Source organism: Actinomadura sp. 9N407 (assembly GCF_044326315.1).
Taxonomy (GTDB): domain Bacteria; phylum Actinomycetota; class Actinomycetes; order Streptosporangiales; family Streptosporangiaceae; genus Spirillospora.
In genome coordinates this window covers 235,486-253,547 of sequence record NZ_JBIRAW010000004.1, presented here as the reverse complement: position 1 = coordinate 253,547, position 18,062 = coordinate 235,486, and the positions used below count along the sequence as shown (strand labels likewise).

The window sequence follows — 18,062 nt, the reverse complement described above, 5'->3', positions numbered from 1 at the left end:
ATGGGGGGTGGCGTGGTGGGAGAGGAAGGCTTCGATCGTCGGATCGAACCGTTCCGGACGGAGCTGCTGGCGTACTGCTACCGGATGCTCGGCTCGGCTCACGACGCGGAGGACCTGGTCCAGGACACGTACCTGAGGGCGTGGCGGGCGCGGGAACGGTACGACGCTACGCGAAGCTCACTGCGCACCTGGCTCTACCGGATCGCGACGAACGTCTGCCTGACGGCCCTGGAGGTTCGCGGCCGCCGGCCGCTGCCTTCGGGGCTGGTGGCCGCGTCGGATCCGCTCGGGCCGTTCGTCCAGAGAGAGCACGCCGCCTGGCTCCAGCCCTTGCCGGACTCGTTGCTGGACGCGGGCGATCCGGCGGGGGCCGTGATCGACCGCAGCAGCCTGCGCTTGGCGTTCGCGGCCGCCCTGCAGCACCTGTCGGCGCGTCAGCGCGGCGCGCTGGTCCTGCGGGACGTGCTCGGATTCTCCGCGGCCGAGACGGCGGAGATCCTTGGCGCCACCGTCGTGTCGGTGAACAGTTCCCTGCAGCGGGCGCGTGCCCGCGTGAAGGAGGCCGGGGTACGGCAGGAACGGGTCGGCGAGCCGTCCGCGGTCGTACAGCGCGCCTGGGTCGAGCGCTACATGAAGGCGTTCGAACTCGCCGACGTCGAGGGCCTCAAGCGGCTGCTCACCGAGGACGTGCTCATGGAGATGCCACCGATGCTCAACTGGTTCTCCGGCCGCGGCAACTATGGCCTGTTCATGGAATGGGTCTTCGGGGTGGCCGGGGAGGACTGGCTTCTCAGGGAGGTCGCGGCCAACGGCGGCCAGCCCGGATTCGCCGCCTACCGGCGCGCCGGCGACGGGTACGACCTGCATACGCTCCAGATCTTCACCGTCACCGGCGAGGGCATCAGCCGGAATTCGGTGTTCCAGGACCCCGGCGTCTTCGCGACCTTCGGCCTGGCGGTCAGGCTCGACGACGATGGCCTGGCCATTACCGATGGCCTGGTGCGGTGACCGTTCGATTCGAGTGTGATGCCGCTGGGGCCGATCGGCCCCAGCGGTGTCGGCACGGAATGTGAATCAGTTGTCGAGTGAGCAGTCGTTCGCCAGGTCGCCGGTTGTGGGGCGGGGGAGCGTTGCGCTCGGCGGGGGTGCCTGGTGGCCTGGAGCCGTCCAGGCTTCCAGCGCGGTGAACGCGGTGCGCATGCAGGGGAGGAGGGGACGGAGCTTGTCCGGGTACGCGTCGTACAGGCCGTCGACGTGGTTTCCGCCTTCGAGCCGGTAGTAGCGGTGCTTGTCGCCCGCCTTCTGTGTACGGACCATCGACGCGTACAGGTCGGAGTTCTTGCCGATGGGCAGGAGCGTGTCGTACGTGCCGTGCAGCGTGAGCATCGGCTTGCGGATGCGGCCGGTCAGGGAGATCCGTGCAACGGCCTTGCGTACTTCCTTAGGACGAGACGCGTAGTCGTAGTCGGCTTCGGCGCCTGTGTAGGCGGGGTCCACTTCCTGGCGGTAGATGCGCTGGGTGAGGCCCCAGTAGACGGTGTTGTGGTAATCCCACAGGAACTCCGAGCCGGGCGTGTAGCCGGCATCGATGATCTGCCTGTGCGCTGCGGGGTCACCGGTGGCCGCGTACGAGGGGTAGGCGCGCAGGACGGGCGGGAGGTAGGTCAGCAGGTTGGGGCCGTCCGGCCGCCACAGGGTGCCCTCGGCGTCGATGCCGCCGTCGTAGAGTTCCGGCCGGTTCTCCATTTGCCAACGGACCAGGTAGCCGCCGTTGGAGATGCCCGCCGCGTACGTACGGCGCGGCGCGTGGCCGTAGCGCTGGGCCACCACTGCTTTGGCGGCGCGGGTCAGCTGGGTGGTGCGGGTGTTCCATTCCGCGATGGCGTCACCGGGGCGCCGCCCGTCGCGGTGGAACTCAAGGCCGCTGTTGCCCTTGTCCGTGGACGCGAACGCGTACCCCTGGGCGAGCACCCAGTCGGAGATGGTCACGTCGTTGGCGTACTGCCGCCGCGTGCCCGGTGATCCGGAGACGACCAGGCCGCCGTTCCATTTCTTGGGGAGGCGGATCACGAACTGCGCGTCGTGGTTCCAGCCGTGGTTGGTATTGAGCGTCTGAGCACTGTGACCCGGGGTGTCCGGGAAGTAACCGTCGATCTGGATGCCCGAAACCCCGGTCGGGTTGCGCGTACCGGCCGGATGCAGTCCCGCCCAGTCGCCCGGGACGGTGTGTCCGGACGCGACCGTTCCGGCGGTGGTGAGGTCGTCCAGGCATGCGGCGACCTGCTTCTCGGCGCCGGGGACGGTGATCCGGAGGGCACAGCGGTCCTCGGCGTGCGCCGGCAGCGCGGGCAGGGCCGGTGCCAGGAGGGCGGTCAGCGCCGCGACGGTGGCCGATGATCTGCGGACGGTGGGCATGGCGCCTCCCGGAGCGTGGGCGAATGCCGTCATGCTGCCGAGCGCCACGGGGCGGGACCACGTCGGCCCGGCCCACTCTTCGGTGGACCAGGGTGGGGGCCGCCGCCATGTCGCGCCGGGAGGACCGCTCGTTCCGTCCACATGTCCGCAGGCCGTCGGGTGTGTCCCCAGGCCGGACGCAGTGTGGTGTGACTCACAACCGTATGGGGTCGTCCGAATATGTGGCCGGGTCACATGGCCGGGCCCGCGGCCGGGATTTAGCGTTCACGGTCACATCAGGTGAACGTGAGGAGAGCGAATGGACGGCCGCTCGCCCGTTCTGAAGGCGCGGGGACTGGTCAGGGAGTTCCGCGGCTTCCGGGCCGTGGACGGCGTCGATCTGGACGTCGAGGAGGGCGGCGTGCACGCGCTGGTCGGACCGAACGGCGCGGGCAAGACGACGCTGTTCAACCTGCTCACCGGGTTCCTGAAGCCCACCGCCGGCAGCGTGCTGCTGGACGGGTCGCGAGAGCTGGCCGGGAAGCCGCCCGAGGTGATCGCCCGGCTCGGCGTGGCCAGATCGTTCCAGATCACCAGCCTGTTCGCGGAGCTGAGCCCGCGCCGGCACGTCGAGCTCGCGCTGGCGAGCGGCACCGGCCTGGGCTGGCGGTTCTGGCGTTCTGACCGCGCGCTCGACCGCTTCGCCCCGCGCGCGGCCGAGCTGCTCGCCCAGGTCGGCCTCGAAGAGCAGACCGACGTTCCCGCAGGGGCGCTCTCGTACGGCCGCAAGCGCGCGCTGGAACTGGCCTTGGCGCTGGCCCTCGACCCCAAGGTGCTCCTGCTGGACGAGCCGACCGCGGGGATGGGCGTGGAGGACGTCGAGCGCACGATCGAGCTGATCCGCCAGGTCAGGACCGGCCGCACGGTCGTCCTGGTGGAGCACAACATGAACGTCGTCGCCAACCTCGCCGACAAGGTGACGGTCCTGCAGCACGGCAAGGTGCTGGCCGAGGGGCCGTACGCCGAAATCCGCCGCGATCCGCGCGTCATCACCGCTTACCTCGGAGACTCCCATGCTGCGCGTTGAGGGACTGTCGGCCTGGTACGGCGAGGCGCAGGCGCTGCGCGAGGTGTCCATGGAGGTCGGCAAGGGCGAGATCGTCACCCTCGTCGGCCGCAACGGCGCGGGCAAGACCACGCTGCTGCGCTGCCTGATGGGCCTGCACGGCACGTACGGGCGCACCACCGGGACCGTGTCGTTCCTCGACGAGGACATCACCGGAGTGGGTCCGCACAAGCGCGCGCGGCGCGGGCTCGGTTACGTACCGGACGACCGCGGCATCTTCGCGACCCTTTCGGTCGAGGAGAACCTGCTGCTGCCGCCCGTACGGCCCGGAGGGAAAGCCGCCGGAGCCAAGTCGAAGGCGGCCGGAACCAAGGCGGCCGAGGACCCGGCCGCCAAGGACACCGCCGCCAAGGACACCGCCGCCACGGACACCGCTGCCAAGGACACCGCAGCCAAGGGCGCGGCGAAGGACGACGGACCGGAGCCGTGGTCGCTGGAACGGGTGTACGAGACGTTCCCGGCACTGCGGGAGCGGCGCCGCTTCCCTGGCACCAAGCTCTCCGGCGGCGAGCAGCAGATGCTCGCGCTCGCCCGGGTACTGCGCACCGGCGCGCGGCTGCTGCTGTGCGACGAGCCGACCGAGGGCCTGTCGCCGCTGATCGTCGCCCAGATCGGCGACATCCTGCGCGAGGTCAAGGCGGCCGGCGTCACCATCCTGCTGATCGAGCAGAACGTGCACTTCGCCGCGACCGTCGCCGACCGCCACTACCTGCTGGCGGAGGGCCGGATCGTCGAGTCCATGGACAACGACGAGGTCCAGGAACGCGAGCACGAGCTGCTCGAGTATCTCGGAATCTAAGCATCTCGGAATCCAAGCGAGTCCAGGCGAATCCTGGCTCGTAGATCTAAAGGGAGTACCCCGTGAGACTTAAGGCTTTCGGCGGCCTCGCGGCCGCGGCGATGATGGCGGCAGGCTGCGGTGGCGGACCCGCCGGCGGCGGCGGGAAGATCAGCGACGACAAGATCGTGCTGGCCGTGCTGAACGACCAGTCGGCCATCTACGCCGACCTGTCGGGCCGCAACAGCGTCGAGGCCGTCAAGATGGCCGTCGCCGACTTCAAGGCCAAGTACGGCGACAAGGCGGCGGCCAAGGAGATCGAGGTCGTCGCCGCCGACCACCAGAACAAGCCCGACGTGGCCAACACCAAGGCCCAGGAGCTGTACGACCGGCAGCTCGCCGACGTGATCCTGGACGTTCCCACGTCCTCGGCCGCGCTGGCCGTCGCGGGCGTCGCCAAGACCAAGAAGAAGATCTTCATCGACGTGGGTGCCGCGACCACGGAGCTGGAGGGCAAGCAGTGCAACAAGTACACGTTCCACTACGGGTACAACTCGTACATGCTGGCCAACGGCACCGGCACGGCCGTGACCAAGGGCGGCGCCAAGAACTGGTACATCGTGTATCCGGACTACGCGTTCGGCCAGGACATGAACAAGACCTTCGGTGCCGCCATCCAGGCCGCCGGCGGCAAGGTCGTCAAGTCCGACCCCGCGCCGTTCCCCAACGACAACTTCTCGACGTTCCTGCTCAAGGCGCCGGGCCTGGACCCCAAGCCGCAGGTGCTGGGCACCATGCAGGCCGGCGGTGACCTGGTCAACCTGGTGAAGCAGTACAACGAGTACAAGCTGCGGGACAAGGGCGTCAGCCTGGCGGCCGGGCTGATGTTCCTCACCGACATCCACTCGCTCGGGCCGGACGCCATGGCCGGGACCCAGTTCACCGACTCCTGGTACTGGAACAACGACGCGACCAACCGCGCCTGGGCCGACAAGTTCCAGGCCAAGACGGGCAAGCGGCCCACGTCCGTGCACGCGTCCAACTATTCGGCCGCCCTGCAGTACCTGGAGGCCGTCCAGCGCGGCGGTACGGACAAGTCCGACGACGTCGTCAAGCAGCTCGAAGGCCACAAGGTCGACGACGTGTACTCGCGCAACGGCACCATCCGCGCCGCCGACCACCTCCTCCTGCACGACGTGTACCTCGCCGAAGTGAAGCCCAAGAGCGAGGTCAAGGAGCCCTGGGACTACGAGAAGATCGTCAAGACCATTCCGGCCGCTGAGGCGTTCCAGCCACAGCCGAGTCCCGACTGCAAGCTGTAGGCGGCCGGCGTGCTCCAGCAGGCATTCAACGGGCTGGTGGGCGGGGCGTTCTTCGCCCTGCTCGCCCTCGGCCTCGCCGTCATCTTCGGCATGCTCGGCGTCGTCAACTTCGCCCACGGCGCGTTCTACATGCTGGGCGCCTTCGGGGCGTTCGTACTGCTCGACTCGTTCGGCCTGAACTTCTGGCTGGCGCTGCTCGTGGTCCCGCTGGGCCTCGGCTTGATCGGAACGGTCGTGGAACGGCTGTTCATCAGGAGGCTGGCCCAGCTCGATCCGCTCTACAACTTCCTGTTCACGTTCGGGCTGGCGCTGATCCTCCAGGACCTGGTGAAGAGCCGGTACGGGGTCCAGTCCCAGCCCTACCCCCGGCCCTCGATCCTGAGCGGCTCGGTCGACCTGGGGCTCTTCACCTACCCCACGTACCAGGTCTTCGTCCTGGCCGTCTCCGCCGCGCTCTGCGTCGGGGTGTGGGCGATCCTCACCCGGACCCGTACCGGAATGATCGTCCGCGCCGCCACCGAGCGGCCCGAGCTGACCCGTGCCCTCGGCATCGACGTCGGACGCTGGGTCACCCCGGTCTTCGGCTTCGGCATCGCGCTCGCGGGCTTCGCGGGCGTGCTGGCCGCGCCGATGCGCGCGGTCAACCCGCTGATGGGCGCCGACCTGATCATCACGGTCTTCGCCGTCGTCGTGATCGGCGGTCTGGGCTCGGTCTTCGGCTCGGTCGCGGCCGGCTTCGCGGTCGGCCTGGTCTCCGCGCTCGGCAACCTGTACGTACCCGCTCTCTCCCAGACCCTGGTCTTCATCCTGATGGCGGCCGTCCTGCTGTGGCGCCCGGCCGGTCTGTTCGGGCGCGAGGAGGCCTTCACATGATCATGTCCCGCCTGGCCGCGCGCCCGATCCTGCTGGTCGTGGGCCTGTTCCTGGCCCTCGGCCTGCCCTGGATGGTCTATCCGCCGGTCGCGCTCGACATCGCCTGCTGGGCCCTGTTCGCCGTGGCCGTCGACATCCTGCTGGGCTTCACCGGCCTGCTGTCGTTCGGCCACGCCGCGTTCTGGGGCGGCTCCGCGTACTGCACGGGCCTGATCGCCGTGCACACCGGAGTCCCGTTCCCGCTGGCGATCCTGGGCGGCTCCGCCTTCGCGGCGGCCCTCGCGGTCCCGATCGGCCTGCTGTCGGTACGGCTGCGCGGCATCTACTTCGCCATGGTCACGCTCGCGTTCGCCCAGATGGTGTACTTCGTCGCCAACCAATGGCGCGACGCCACCGGGGGAGAGAACGGGCTGCAGGGCATCCCCCGCGACTTCTTCGGTATGGACCTGTCCGATCCGTTCTTCTTCTATTACGCCGGGCTCCCGTTCGTCCTGATCGGCCTGTTCGTCGCCTGGCGCATCGTCCGTTCCCCGTTCGGCCGCGTCCTGGTGTCCATCCGCGACAACCCCTCACGTGCGCGCGCGCTGGGTTACCCGGTCGATCGCTACAAGCTGCTGGCCTTCGTCCTGTCCGCGGCCCTGGCGGGCCTGGCCGGCGGCCTCTTCGCCATCGGCCATGGCTTCGCCTCCCTGCAGGAGGTCTACTGGACCACCTCCGGCACGGCCGTGATGATGGTCGTCCTGGGCGGGATCGGCACCCTGTGGGGCGGCGTCGTGGGCGCGCTCCTCATCGTCCAGCTGCGCGACTACCTCGCCACCGCCGGCTTCAAGGAGATCGACCTCGTCACCGGCACCATCTTCATCCTCGTGGTCCTGCTCTTCCGCAAGGGCATCTGGGGCACCGCCCAAGCCCTCCTCGCCAAGCGCAAATCGCGCCGACTCGAGCCCGCCCCCGCCGAAGCTTCCGCCAAAACCCCCGCCGAAGCCCCCACCCCCCGTTGACTCGTGGCGTGTTCGCCCTCCGGAGAGTCGTAAAAGGCGAACACGCCACGAGTCAACGGGTGCGGAGGCTGGCTAGCGGGTGCGGAGGCGGTGCAGGCGGAGGGCGAGCTGGATCTCCAGGGCGCGGTCCGGGGACTGCCAGCCCTCACCCAGCAGCCGGGCGACGCGGTCCAGGCGCTGGGTGACGGTGTTGACGTGGATGTGCAGGCGCTCGGCGGTCTTCGACAGGCTGCAGCCGCTGCCGAAGTAGTCCTCCAGCGTGTGCACGAGCGTCGTCCCGCGGCGGGTGTCGTAGTCCACGACCGGGCCCAGGGCGCCGGCCAGGAAGCCGTCGACGTCGCGGCCCTCGCCGATCAGCAGGCCGACGAAACCCAGCTCGCCGGCGTCCGCGCCGTCGCCCTGGCGGCCCAGGGCGAGCAGGGCGTCGGCGGCGCGCTGGGCCTGCTGGTACGCGGCGGCGACGCCTGCGGGGCCGTGGACGGGGCCGGCCGCGCCGACCGTGACCGGGACCCGCAGTGAGGCGCTGAGCTCCTTGGCGATCCGGCGCGCGGTGTCGCCGGGACGCTCGCCCGGCAGCAGCAGGACGATCTCCTCGCCCCGGGACGCGGCCAGCCCGTGCTCGATCGAGGCGTGCGAGGACGCCCAGAACGCGGCGCGCCGCCGGTGGTCGGGCGAGGGGCAGCGGGCGGCCAGGACGACGTGCGGGGCCTCGATGTCCACGTTCACGCGGCGGGCCCGGGCCGCGAACGCCTCGGGATCGGCCGGGCGCTCGCCGAGCAGGTCGTCCAGCAGCTCGCCGCGTACCCGGCCCTCGGCCTCGGTCACGCTGCGCCGCAGCAGCATGAGCAGCGCGGTGACCAGGGCGGCGCGTTCCAGGATGCGCTGGTCGGCGCCGGAGACCTCCTCCGGTGTACGGAGCGCGAGCGTGCCCAGCATCTCCTCACCGGTGGAGACGGAGGCGATCCACAGGTCGCCGCGCCGTACGGTACGGCCCTGGCCGCGCGCGGAACGGGCGGCGGCCATCACTCCGGCCCGGTCGTCGTCGCTGAGCGCGACGGGCCGTCCGGACGTGACCAGAGGACGCCCTTCAGCGTCGAGCATGTGCAGGGTCCCGCCCAGGATCTCGGTCACCACGGCGGCCACGTCCTCGGCACCCCCGCCCCGTACGACCAGGGCCGTCATCCGGTCGTGCGCGTGCGCGGCGCGTTCCACGGCGGCGCTGCGGGCCTGTACGACGGTGTTGGCGGCGCTCAGTTCCTCCAGGGCGGCCCGGGTCTCCTGCAGCAGGCGGGCGTTGTCGATGGCCACGGCGGCGTGCGCGGCCAGGGAGCCGAGCAGGACCGTTTCCTCTTGGTCGAAGGGTCGTTCGCTGCGGTTCGCCGCGTACAGGACACCGATGACGCGGTTGCCCAGCCGCATCGGCACGCCCAGGATCGCCACCAGGGCCTCCTCGGCGACCGCGTCGTCGATGAAGTCGCGGTGCCGGAACTGGGGGTCGTCCAGGTAGTAGGCGCTGGTGTACGGCATGGCGGTCTGCGCTACAAGTCCGCCGAGGCCCGCGCCCATGGGCAGCCGCAAACGGCGGAACGCGGCCGACACCGAACCGTCGGTCACGCGCATGTACGTGTCGCCGTGCTCGTCGTCGTTCAGGGTCATGTAGGCGATGTCGGCGTTGAGCAGGCGGCGCGCGCGCCGCACGATCGCCTCCAGTACGGCGTCGTGGTCGCGCAGCCCGGCGAGGTCGCCGGCGGTGTCGAACAGCGCCGCCAGCTCGGCCTCCCTGCGGGCGTGCCGCCGCATGATCATGCGGACCCGCAGCGCGGACGCCTTGGCCGACTCCAGCTCCTCCAGTTCCTCCGGGGCGGCACCGGCCGCGCGGGCCTCCACCAGGGGACGCTCGAACTCGATCGGGGAGGCCTCCCGGGCGAGGAGATCGAGAAAGACGGCGCAGGTCATGCGGTTCATCATGGGACGTCCGTCACTGGGCGGTCCAGCCTCCGTCCATGGACAGCGAGGCCCCGGTCATCATCGCGGCCTGCGGCGCGCACAGGTAGGCGACCAGTTCGGCGACGTCCACGGGCTCGATGAGCCGCTTCACCGCCGACCTGGCGAGCAGGATCTCGGACGTCACCGACTCCGGGGCCATGCCATGGACGCGCGCCTGGTCCGCGATCTGGTCCTCCACGAGTGGAGTGCGGACATAGGCGGGACACACGCAGTTGGAGGTCACTCCATGTGGGGCGCCTTCCAGTGCGATGACCTTGGAGAGGCCTTCGAGCGCGTGTTTGGCCGTCACGTACGCCGCCTTGTAGGGGGAGGCGCGCAGACCATGGACCGAGGAGATGTTGACGATCCGTCCCCAGCCCCGCTCGTACATGCCGGGCAGGGCGTTCCGTACGAGACGGAACGGCGCCTCCACCATGAGCCGCATGATGTGCGCGAAGGTCTCCGGCGGGAACTCGTGTACGGGTGCCACATGTTGCACGCCCGCGTTGTTGACCAGGATGTCGACATCTGAGCCGAGGCCCTGCAGCGAGGGAAGGTCGGCCAGGTCGGCCACCAGCGGGATCCCGCCGATATCGGCCGCGGTGGCCTTCGCCGCCTCTTCGTCGATATCGGCCACCACGACCCGCGCGCCCTGGGACGCCAGCCGACGGGCGCAGGCGCGGCCGATGCCCCTGCCTCCACCCGTCACCAGGGCCCGCCGGCCGGTCAGGTCGGGAGTCATGTCGGTCATGCGCCGAACCTACGAAGCACCGTCCCGCGCGCCCATGTGGGTCGCGAACATAATCCGGTCCGGTTCGGTGTGTGCCCGCCGGAGTTCGCCCGATGGACGATCCCCCGTGCATTGGCGGCGACGGCCGGCGGCTAGCGTCGAAGCACCCGTCGAGAGGTCGCCATGAACGGTCTTCCCCAACCAGCCAACCCCGACCTACCTCCCATTACGCACCGTTACGTCGAGTCGACCAGTGGACTGCGCATGCATGTGGCCGAGGCGGGCTCGGGCCCGCTCGTGCTGCTGCTGCACGGCTTCCCCGAGTGCTGGTACTCCTGGCGGCACCAGCTCGTCGCCCTGGCCGAGGCCGGATACCACGCGGTCGCGCCGGACCAGCGCGGCTACGCCCGTACGGGCGGGCCCGCCGAGGTCGACCAGTACACGATCCACCATCTGGTGGGCGACGCGGTCGGCCTGATCGATGCGCTGGGGGAGGACCAGGCGGTCATCGCCGGTCATGACTGGGGTGCCCCGGTCGCGTGGCACACCGCGCAGTTCCGTCCGGAACGGGTCCGCGGCGTCATCGGGCTGTCGGTCCCGCACCGTCCGCGCAGCTCCAGGCCGCCCATCCAGGCCATGCGGGAGATGTTCGGCGAGGGCTTCTACATGGTCCATTTCCAGCAGCCGGACGTGCCGGAGGAGAGTTTCGACCGGGATCCGGCCGGGGCGTTCCGGCGGACCCTGTACGCGGCGTCCGGGGACGGCCCCGCCCTGCTGCCGCTCGTCCCCGAGGGCGGCGGCTTCGCGGACGCCTCGCCGGAGCCGGATAAGCTCCCGGGCTGGCTCACCGAGGACGACATCGCCGCGTACGTCGCCGAGTACGAGGGATCCGGGTTCTCCGGGCCGATCAACTGGTACCGCAACATGGACCGCAACTGGGAGCTCACGGCCGCCTGGCACCGCGCCCCGATCACCCCGCCCGCGCTGTACATCGGCGGCGACCGCGACCCGGTCGTGGCCCACCAGGCGCGCAAGGCGGTCGACCGGCTGGCCGACTTCGTCCCGAACCTCCGCGACACCGTCTGGCTGTCCGGATGCGGCCACTGGACCCAGCAGGAGCGGCCCGCCGAGGTGACCGAGGCCATGATCGGCTTCCTCGGCTCGCTCTGAGCCGGCGGGCTCGCGGCCGGCGGCGGGCGGCCGCGAGCCCCGGAAATGTCGGTGCCGCCGCGTACGGTCGCGGCGTGAACCGTACCGACCGGTTGTACGCCCTGGTGGAGGAGCTGCGGGCCTGCGCGCCGCGCCGGGTCAGCGCCCGCGAGCTGGCCGCGCGCTACGAGGTGAGCGTCCGCACGGTCGAGCGCGACATCGGCGCGCTCCAGCAGGCCGGGGTACCGATCTTCGCCGACGTGGGCCGGGCCGGCGGCTACACGCTGGATCCGAGCCGCACGCTGCCGCCGCTCAACTTCACCCCGGCCGAGGCCGTCGCGGTCGCGATCATGCTGGGCCGGGCGGGTGGCACGCCGTTCTCCCGCGCCGCCCGCACCGCGCTGCACAAGATCGTCACCGCGATGCCGGAGGCCGACGGCGCCACCGCGCGCGAGCTGGCCGGCCGCATCCGCTTCCTGACCGACCCGGCGTCGAGCGAGCCCGCCTCGGTGCCCGCGGTGCTGGAGGAGGCGATGTCGGCGCGCCGGGTCGTCCGGATCGCCTACGTCGACGTGGCCGGTGCCGAGACCGTGCGCGACGTCGAGCCGCTGGCCTTCACCGGCGCCTCCCGCGGCTGGTACCTGATCGGCTGGTGCCGGCTGCGCGGCACGTTCCGGGTCTTCCGGATCGACCGCGTGCGGCGCGCGGCGCTGCTCGACGAGGCGGCCCCTGAGCGGCGCCTGGAGGAGTTCGACGAGGCGCCGCGCGACTTCGTGATGCGGCCCCTGGAATTCGTCTGAGCCGCGATCCGGCCGAATCCGCGATCCATCCGAATCCGCCGCCGAACACCGACAGGGGGTTGTCGCGGCCGTGCCCGATCGTGGGCTCCGTTCGATACGGGCCCACCACGTACGGCAACGGAGGAGATCATGGAAGCACCCGCGTTCGACACGGTCAGCTGGTTCCAGATCGGCACCGACGACTCCGAGGGCGCCCGGCGGTTCTACGGCGACCTGTTCGGCTGGAAGTTCACCCTCGACCCGGACGGCGACGGCTACGACCTCGTCAGCTACCCCGGCGACGAGGGACCGAGCGGCGGCATCGCGCACGGCGACGGCCCCACGCAGAACCACGCGATGTTCCTGGTGGTGGTACGGGACGTCCAGGCCGCCTGCGAGCAGGCCGAGAAGCTCGGCGGCAAGATCTCGCTGGAGCCCACCGGCTCCCCGAACGGCCTGGTCTTCGCCTACCTGGACGACCCGTCCGGCAACAGGTTCGGCGTCTTCACACCACCCCCGGCGCCCGCCTGACCGCCGACTCCCCAGTGCCGGTCGCACCACGACCGGCCCGGCCCGACCTTGCCCCCGGGTCCGACCGCCGCCATCAGTCCGACTTACGCCGTACCGCCTGGACGGGGCTGAACGGTCCGGAGAGCCCTCCTGAACGGGAGAAGGCCTCCGGGACCGTTGGGGAGCCCCGGAGGCCTCCACGCGCCGGTGGGGGGCGATCACGGCCTACACCTCCGTGATCGCCGCCCCCGCCGGCGGCTCGCCGGCCCTGCCGGGCCCGGACGCCTGCCGTTCCGACCATGGCCGCCGCTCAGCGGCGGCCGGTCAGGATTCGCCGCCGGTGTTGCTCTCGGCGGTCTGCACGCCGCCGGCGAACACCTCGCTGACCTCGGCGTCGAGCCGGTAGCGCCCGATCGCCTGCTGCAGCGTCTCCGGCTTGAGCTCGCCCTGCCGGACGAGGCGGGTGAGCACGGCCAGCACGATCGAGGCCGCGTCCACATGGAACACCCGCCGCGCCGCCGCCCGGGTGTCGGAGAACCCGAACCCGTCGGTGCCCAGCGAGGAGTAGTCGCCCGGCACCCACGGGGCGATCTGGTCGGGGACGGCCTTCATGAAGTCGGTCACCGACACGATCGGCCCCGGGGCGCCTTCCAGCGCCCGGGTGACGTACGGGACGCGCTGCTCGGCGTCGGGGTGCAGCAGGTTCCAGTCGTCGCACGCGCGGGCCTCGCGGGCCAGCTCGTTCCACGAGGTGGCCGACCAGACGTCGGCGGCCACGCCCCAGTCCTCGGCCAGCAGCCGCTGCGCCTCCATCGCCCAGCGCCCGGCCACGCCCGAGGCCATGATCTGCGCCTTGGGCGACTGCTCGCCGACCGTCTCCGGTGCCCCCTGGAGCCGGTACAGGCCCTGCAGGAGCCCTTTGACGTCGAGGTCGCCGGGCTCGACGGGCTGCTGGTACGGCTCGTTGTAGATGGTCAGGTAGTAGTAGATGTTCTCGCCGTGCGGGTGCTCCTCGGACGTGCCGTACATCCGGCGCAGCGCGTCCTGCACGATGTGGGCCAGCTCGAACGCCCACGTCGGGTCGTAGTGCACGCAGGCCGGGTTGGTGGCCGCCAGCAGCGGCGAGTGCCCGTCGGCGTGCTGCAGGCCCTCACCGGTGAGCGTGGTGCGGCCCGCGGTGGCGCCCAGCAGGAAGCCCCGCCCCATCTGGTCGCCCAGCGCCCACATCTGGTCGCCGGTCCGCTGGAACCCGAACATCGAGTAGAAGATGTACACCGGGATCATGTGCTCGCCGTGCGTGGCGTACGCCGTGCCCGCGGCGATCGTGGAGGCCATCGAGCCGGCCTCGCTGATGCCCTCGTGCAGCATCTGGCCCTGCTGGGACTCCTTGTACGCCAGCAGCAGCTTGCGGTCGACGCCCTCGTAGGTCTGCCCGTGCGGGGCGTAGATCTTGGACGTCGGGAACAGCGAGTCCATCCCGAACGTGCGGTACTCGTCCGGGGCGATCGGGACGAACCTGGCCCCGATGTTCTCGTCCTTGATCAGGTCCTTGAGCAGCCGGACGAAGGCCATGGTGGTGGCGACGTTCTGCTTGCCCGAGCCCTTCTTCAGCTCCGCGTACACCGGGTCGCCGGGCAGCTTGAGCGGCTTGGCCCGCACGGTGCGCTTGGGCAGGAACCCGCCCAGCGCCGCGCGCCGCTCGCGCATGTACTCGATCTCCTCGGAGTCCTCGCCCGGGTGGTAGTACGGCGGCAGCTCGCCTTCCAGCGCCGAGTCGGGGATGTCCAGGTAGAGCCGGTCCCGGAACTCCTTGAGCTCGGCCTTGGTGAGCTTCTTCATCTGGTGGGTGGCGTTGCGGGCCTCGAAGTCGGGACCCAGCGTCCAGCCCTTGATCGTGTGCGCCAGGATCACGGTCGGCTGGCCGACGTGCTCGCGGGCCGCCTTGAACGCCGCGTACACCTTGCGGTAGTCGTGCCCGCCGCGCGAGAGCCGGCGCAGGTCGTCGTCGGACATGTGCTCGACCATCCGGCGCAGCCGGGGGTCGTCGCCGAAGAAGTGGTCACGGATGTAGCCGCCGGTCTCGACGGTGTAGGTCTGGAACTGGCCGTCGGGCGTGGTGTTCATCTTGTTGACCAGCACGCCGTCGGAGTCCTGGGCCAGCAGCGGATCCCAGTCGCGGCCCCAGACGACCTTGATCACGTTCCAGCCGGCGCCGCGGAAGAACGACTCCAGCTCCTGGATGATCTTGCCGTTGCCGCGGACCGGGCCGTCCAGCTGCTGCAGGTTGCAGTTGACCACGAAGGTCAGGTTGTCGAGCTCCTCGCGGGCGGCCAGCCCGATCGCGCCCAGCGACTCGGGCTCGCCCATCTCGCCGTCGCCGAGGAACGACCACACGTGCGAGCGCGAGGTGTCCTTGATCTTGCGGTTGTACAGGTAGCGGTTGAACCGGGCCTGGTAGACCGAGTCGATCGCGGTCAGGCCCATGGACACCGTGGGGAACTCCCAGAAGTCCGGCATCAGCCGCGGGTGCGGGTACGACGGCAGGCCGCCGCCCGGATGCGAGAGCTCCTGCCGGAAGCCGTCCAGCTTCTGCTGGGGCATCCGGCCCTCGAGGAACGCGCGCGCGTACACGCCGGGCGCCGCGTGACCCTGGAAGAACACCTGGTCGCCGGACTCGCCGTGGTCCTTGCCGCGGAAGAAGTGGTTGTAGCCGACCTCGTAGAGCGAGGCCGCCGAGGCGTAGGTGGCGATGTGGCCGCCGACGCCGAGCTCGGGCCGGTTCGCCCGGGACACCATGATCGCGGCGTTCCACCGGATGTAGGCCCGGATCCGCCGCTCGATGTGCTCGTCGCCGGGGAACCAGGGCTCGTGCTCCGGCGGGATCGTGTTGATGAAGTCGGTGCTGCGCAGGCCGGGGACGCCGACCTGCTGCTCGCGCGCCCGCTCCAGCAGCCGGAGCATCACGTAGCGCGCGCGGCTCCGGCCCTCGGTCTTGATCACCGTGTCGAGCGATTCCAGCCATTCCCGGGTCTCGTCCGGGTTGATGTCCGGGAGCTGGCTCGGCAGGCCGTCACTGATGATCGAATAGCGTTGACGTCCGGAAGCCACGGGGTCCCCTCTGTGCTCACGGTCTTCTCTGGGGGAGACCGGCCGCCCGCCCGGTGAGCCGGCGGAGGTCTCCGGAAGCGACGGTTCGTCGTCGTGCTCCCGTGATCCATCGTCGCCGTTTACGACGGCTAACGCATCTCTACCAACCGGTAACCATAGTGCCCGGTCACGGGGGGTGCACGGGACGATCCGGGCGGGGTTTGGGCCCCCTCTCGACGAGGCACTGAACTCGTACGAAGGTGGAGGGTGACACCACACCCGAACGGCCGCGGGGACGCGGCCGGGCGCGCTGGGGGAGTGATGAACGCTTCGGTCGGAGATCGACTGCACGTGCACGGCAACACCGTCGGCCAGCCCGACAAGGTCGGGGAGATCGTCGAGGTGCGCGGCCAGGGCGGCGAGCCGCCCTACATGGTGCGCTTCGACGACGGCCACACCGGCCTGGTCTTTCCCGGGCCGGACGCGGTGGTGGAGGTACCCGGCCAGCGGGCCGGCAGCGAGCACTAGCCGAGCACTGGCGAGCTGAGCATGGGCGAGCCGAGCACTGGCGAGCACTGAGACGCATCGGCGACCACTGAGGCGCCGGCGCACCGTCGCGCGCGTGCGCGGCGGTGCGCGGCGTTCCCGGGCGCCCCGATGGGGTAGACCTGGGGCATGAAGAGCACCGTGGTCAGGGTGACCACCGGAAACCGGGAGGTCGTGCACGACATCACGGCCGAGTGCGAGCGCTTCGCGACCGAGGCCGGCGAGGACGGGCTGCTGAACGTCTTCGTCCCGCACGCCACCGCCGGCATCGCGATCATCGAGCTCGGCGCGGGCAGCGACGACGACCTGCTCGCCGCGCTGGGCGACCTGCTGCCCGCCGACGACCGCTGGCGGCACGCCCACGGCTCCCGCGGCCATGGCCGGTCGCACGTCTCGCCGGCGCTGGTGCCGCCGTACGCGACACTGCCCGTTCTGGGCGGCCGGCTGGCCCTCGGAACCTGGCAGTCGGTCGCGCTCGTCGACCTCAACGTCGACAATCCGGACCGTCAGGTGCGATTGACGTTTCTTGCAGGATGAGCCTGCGTTGTTACTCTCGGCGTGTGTCCAGGGACTACCACGGCCGTATTCGGGCCCATGAGGCCACCAAAAGCCGGGAAGACACTTGCGCTGGAGCCACTTACTTGTGTGGACTGTCCGGCAAAACTCGAACCAGAACTGATGGGCCGCCGAACCGGCGGCCCGCAATATCGACCATGGGAGGACTTTCGTGAGCGCGACCGCGGGTCAGGCGCAGTCTGAGCGCAGCCTGGCCGAACGGCTCGGCCTCAAGGCCGGCCAGGTGGTGCAGGAGATCGGTTTCGACGACGACGTCGACGAGGAGCTCCGCGGCTCCGTCGAGGTCGTTACGGGGAACGAGCTGGTCGACGAGGACTACGAGGACGTGGTCGACGTCGTGCTGCTGTGGTGGCGTGAAGAGGACGGCGACCTCTTCGACGAGCTGACCAACGCCATGGTCCCGCTGACCGGTGGCGGCCACATCTGGCTGCTGTCCCCCAAAGCGGGCCGGGACGGCCACGTGGAGCCGAGCGACATCGGCGAGGCCGCCCAGACGGCGGGCCTGGCCCAGACCAGCAGCGTCAGCGCCGCCAAGGAATGGTCGGGCACCCGCCTGGTCGCACCGAAGGGCCACAAGTAGTAGCCGCAGGCCCGCCGGCCGCCGCCGCGCCATCGCGCCGGTCGGCGGGCCGCCAAGGCGCGCGGCCACGCGCCGTCCCTCCATGAGATGTGGGGGGACCCATTCCCCGCCACCGGCGGGGACGATCCGTGGGAGAGGCATTGGCGGTTGAGGTAGGCGACGTCGCACCGGACTTCGAGCTGAAGGACCAGCACGGCACGCCGGTGAAGCTGTCCGGTTTCAGGGGCCGGAAGAACGTCGTCCTGGTGTTCTATCCCCTGGCGTTCAGCGGTGTCTGCACGGGCGAGCTGTGCGCGATCCGCGACGAGCTGCCGACGCTGGGCGACGGCGACGACGTCCAGGTGCTGGCGGTCTCGGTCGATTCGATGTTCGCGCTGCGCGCCTGGGCCGACCAGGAGAAGTACCAGTTCCCGCTGCTGGCCGACTTCTGGCCGCACGGCGGCACGGCGCAGCGGTACGGGGTCTTCGACGACGCGAAGGGGGTCGCGCTGCGCGGCACCTTCGTCATCGACACCGAGGGCGTCGTCCGCTGGAAGGTCGTGAACGCCGTTCCCGACGCGCGGGACCTCGACGAGTACCGCAAGGCGCTCGCCGGACTCTGAGGATCCGGGCCGGATCCGCGACC

Annotated in this window: 16 protein-coding genes and 1 pseudogene; 13 read left to right on the top strand and 4 right to left on the bottom strand. The window is 70.5% G+C overall.

Features of this window, described 5'->3' with window-relative positions; genetic code table 11:
• Window positions 1–12: 12 nt before the first annotated feature.
• Window positions 13–1,008: a sigma-70 family RNA polymerase sigma factor gene (locus ACH34Q_RS08850; protein ID WP_395982296.1), complete on the top strand. Its 996-nt coding sequence runs from the start codon at window positions 13–15 to the stop codon at window positions 1,006–1,008.
• 66 nt (window positions 1,009–1,074) lie between these two features.
• Here ACH34Q_RS08850 and ACH34Q_RS08845 read toward each other — a convergent pair whose 3' ends face one another.
• The gene (locus ACH34Q_RS08845; protein ID WP_395982295.1) at window positions 1,075–2,415 is read right to left on the bottom strand and encodes a tannase/feruloyl esterase family alpha/beta hydrolase; all 1,341 of its coding nucleotides are present in this window, start codon (window positions 2,413–2,415) and stop codon (window positions 1,075–1,077) included.
• A 298-nt stretch (window positions 2,416–2,713) separates the two neighbouring features.
• Between ACH34Q_RS08845 and ACH34Q_RS08840 the strand changes: the two genes are divergently transcribed.
• The 5 genes and pseudogenes from ACH34Q_RS08840 (at window position 2,714) to ACH34Q_RS08820 (ending at window position 7,494) form a co-directional block, all read left to right on the top strand.
• Window positions 2,714–3,481, top strand: a complete 768-nt coding sequence (locus ACH34Q_RS08840) for an ABC transporter ATP-binding protein (RefSeq protein ID WP_395982294.1) — start codon at window positions 2,714–2,716, stop codon at window positions 3,479–3,481.
• A pseudogene (locus ACH34Q_RS08835) lies at window positions 3,468–4,088 on the top strand (ATP-binding cassette domain-containing protein); the annotation flags it as partial. The gene ACH34Q_RS08840 and the pseudogene ACH34Q_RS08835, both read left to right, overlap by 14 nt.
• Before the next feature lie 293 nt (window positions 4,089–4,381).
• A complete protein-coding gene (locus ACH34Q_RS08830; RefSeq protein WP_395982293.1) occupies window positions 4,382–5,620 on the top strand; it encodes an ABC transporter substrate-binding protein in 1,239 nt (412 codons plus the stop codon).
• 9 nt (window positions 5,621–5,629) lie between these two features.
• The gene (locus tag ACH34Q_RS08825) at window positions 5,630–6,493 is read left to right on the top strand and encodes a branched-chain amino acid ABC transporter permease (protein ID WP_395982292.1); all 864 of its coding nucleotides are present in this window, start codon (window positions 5,630–5,632) and stop codon (window positions 6,491–6,493) included.
• Window positions 6,490–7,494, top strand: coding sequence for a branched-chain amino acid ABC transporter permease (locus ACH34Q_RS08820; RefSeq protein WP_395982291.1), 1,005 nt, complete (start codon window positions 6,490–6,492; stop codon window positions 7,492–7,494). Before ACH34Q_RS08825 ends, ACH34Q_RS08820 begins: the two co-directional genes overlap by 4 nt.
• A gap of 72 nt (window positions 7,495–7,566) precedes the next feature.
• Here the strand turns inward: ACH34Q_RS08820 and ACH34Q_RS08815 are convergent, their stop codons facing one another.
• A complete protein-coding gene (locus ACH34Q_RS08815) occupies window positions 7,567–9,450 on the bottom strand; it encodes a helix-turn-helix domain-containing protein (protein WP_395982290.1) in 1,884 nt (627 codons plus the stop codon).
• Window positions 9,451–9,472: 22 nt separating this feature from the next.
• Window positions 9,473–10,222, bottom strand: a complete 750-nt coding sequence (locus tag ACH34Q_RS08810; protein ID WP_395982443.1) for a 3-hydroxybutyrate dehydrogenase — start codon at window positions 10,220–10,222, stop codon at window positions 9,473–9,475.
• 252 nt (window positions 10,223–10,474) lie between these two features.
• On the opposite strand from ACH34Q_RS08810, the gene ACH34Q_RS08805 reads away from it, so the two are divergent.
• From ACH34Q_RS08805 to ACH34Q_RS08795, 3 genes are all read left to right on the top strand, one after another.
• Window positions 10,475–11,380, top strand: a complete 906-nt coding sequence (locus tag ACH34Q_RS08805) for an alpha/beta fold hydrolase (RefSeq protein ID WP_395982289.1) — start codon at window positions 10,475–10,477, stop codon at window positions 11,378–11,380.
• A gap of 74 nt (window positions 11,381–11,454) precedes the next feature.
• Window positions 11,455–12,159, top strand: a complete 705-nt coding sequence (locus tag ACH34Q_RS08800; protein WP_395982288.1) for a helix-turn-helix transcriptional regulator — start codon at window positions 11,455–11,457, stop codon at window positions 12,157–12,159.
• Between the two features lie 129 nt (window positions 12,160–12,288).
• On the top strand, window positions 12,289–12,669 hold the full coding sequence (locus ACH34Q_RS08795; RefSeq protein WP_395982287.1) for a VOC family protein: 381 nt from the start codon (window positions 12,289–12,291) through the stop codon (window positions 12,667–12,669).
• 303 nt (window positions 12,670–12,972) lie between these two features.
• Here ACH34Q_RS08795 and aceE read toward each other — a convergent pair whose 3' ends face one another.
• Window positions 12,973–15,756 carry a pyruvate dehydrogenase (acetyl-transferring), homodimeric type gene (aceE, locus tag ACH34Q_RS08790; protein ID WP_395982286.1) on the bottom strand — a complete coding sequence of 928 codons (2,784 nt, stop codon included), beginning with the start codon at window positions 15,754–15,756 and terminating at the stop codon, window positions 12,973–12,975.
• 300 nt (window positions 15,757–16,056) lie between these two features.
• Between aceE and ACH34Q_RS08785 the strand changes: the two genes are divergently transcribed.
• The 4 genes from ACH34Q_RS08785 to ACH34Q_RS08770 all read left to right on the top strand — a co-directional run bounded on the left by ACH34Q_RS08785 (window position 16,057) and on the right by ACH34Q_RS08770 (window position 18,039).
• Window positions 16,057–16,263 carry a DUF1918 domain-containing protein gene (locus ACH34Q_RS08785; protein WP_395982285.1) on the top strand — a complete coding sequence of 69 codons (207 nt, stop codon included), beginning with the start codon at window positions 16,057–16,059 and terminating at the stop codon, window positions 16,261–16,263.
• Between the two features lie 147 nt (window positions 16,264–16,410).
• The gene (locus ACH34Q_RS08780) at window positions 16,411–16,818 is read left to right on the top strand and encodes a secondary thiamine-phosphate synthase enzyme YjbQ (protein ID WP_395982284.1); all 408 of its coding nucleotides are present in this window, start codon (window positions 16,411–16,413) and stop codon (window positions 16,816–16,818) included.
• Window positions 16,819–17,008: 190 nt separating this feature from the next.
• Window positions 17,009–17,437: a DUF3052 domain-containing protein gene (locus ACH34Q_RS08775; protein ID WP_395982283.1), complete on the top strand. Its 429-nt coding sequence runs from the start codon at window positions 17,009–17,011 to the stop codon at window positions 17,435–17,437.
• A gap of 140 nt (window positions 17,438–17,577) precedes the next feature.
• Window positions 17,578–18,039, top strand: coding sequence for a peroxiredoxin (locus ACH34Q_RS08770; protein ID WP_395982282.1), 462 nt, complete (start codon window positions 17,578–17,580; stop codon window positions 18,037–18,039).
• The last annotated feature ends 23 nt before the right edge of the window (window positions 18,040–18,062 follow it).

Bases quoted from the DNA above. Each gene is read 5' to 3' on its own strand.
- ACH34Q_RS08845 (WP_395982295.1), bottom strand. From the start codon at position 2,415: ATGCCCACCGTCCGCAGATCATCGGCCACCGTCGCGGCGCTGACCGCC.
- ACH34Q_RS08840 (WP_395982294.1), top strand. From the start codon at position 2,714: ATGGACGGCCGCTCGCCCGTTCTGAAGGCGCGGGGACTGGTCAGGGAG.
- ACH34Q_RS08820 (WP_395982291.1), top strand. From the start codon at position 6,490: ATGATCATGTCCCGCCTGGCCGCGCGCCCGATCCTGCTGGTCGTGGGC.
- ACH34Q_RS08815 (WP_395982290.1), bottom strand. From the start codon at position 9,450: ATGACCTGCGCCGTCTTTCTCGATCTCCTCGCCCGGGAGGCCTCCCCG.
- ACH34Q_RS08810 (WP_395982443.1), bottom strand. From the start codon at position 10,222: ATGACTCCCGACCTGACCGGCCGGCGGGCCCTGGTGACGGGTGGAGGC.
- ACH34Q_RS08805 (WP_395982289.1), top strand. From the start codon at position 10,475: ATGCATGTGGCCGAGGCGGGCTCGGGCCCGCTCGTGCTGCTGCTGCAC.
- ACH34Q_RS08795 (WP_395982287.1), top strand. From the start codon at position 12,289: ATGGAAGCACCCGCGTTCGACACGGTCAGCTGGTTCCAGATCGGCACC.
- ACH34Q_RS08785 (WP_395982285.1), top strand. From the start codon at position 16,057: ATGAACGCTTCGGTCGGAGATCGACTGCACGTGCACGGCAACACCGTC.
- ACH34Q_RS08780 (WP_395982284.1), top strand. From the start codon at position 16,411: ATGAAGAGCACCGTGGTCAGGGTGACCACCGGAAACCGGGAGGTCGTG.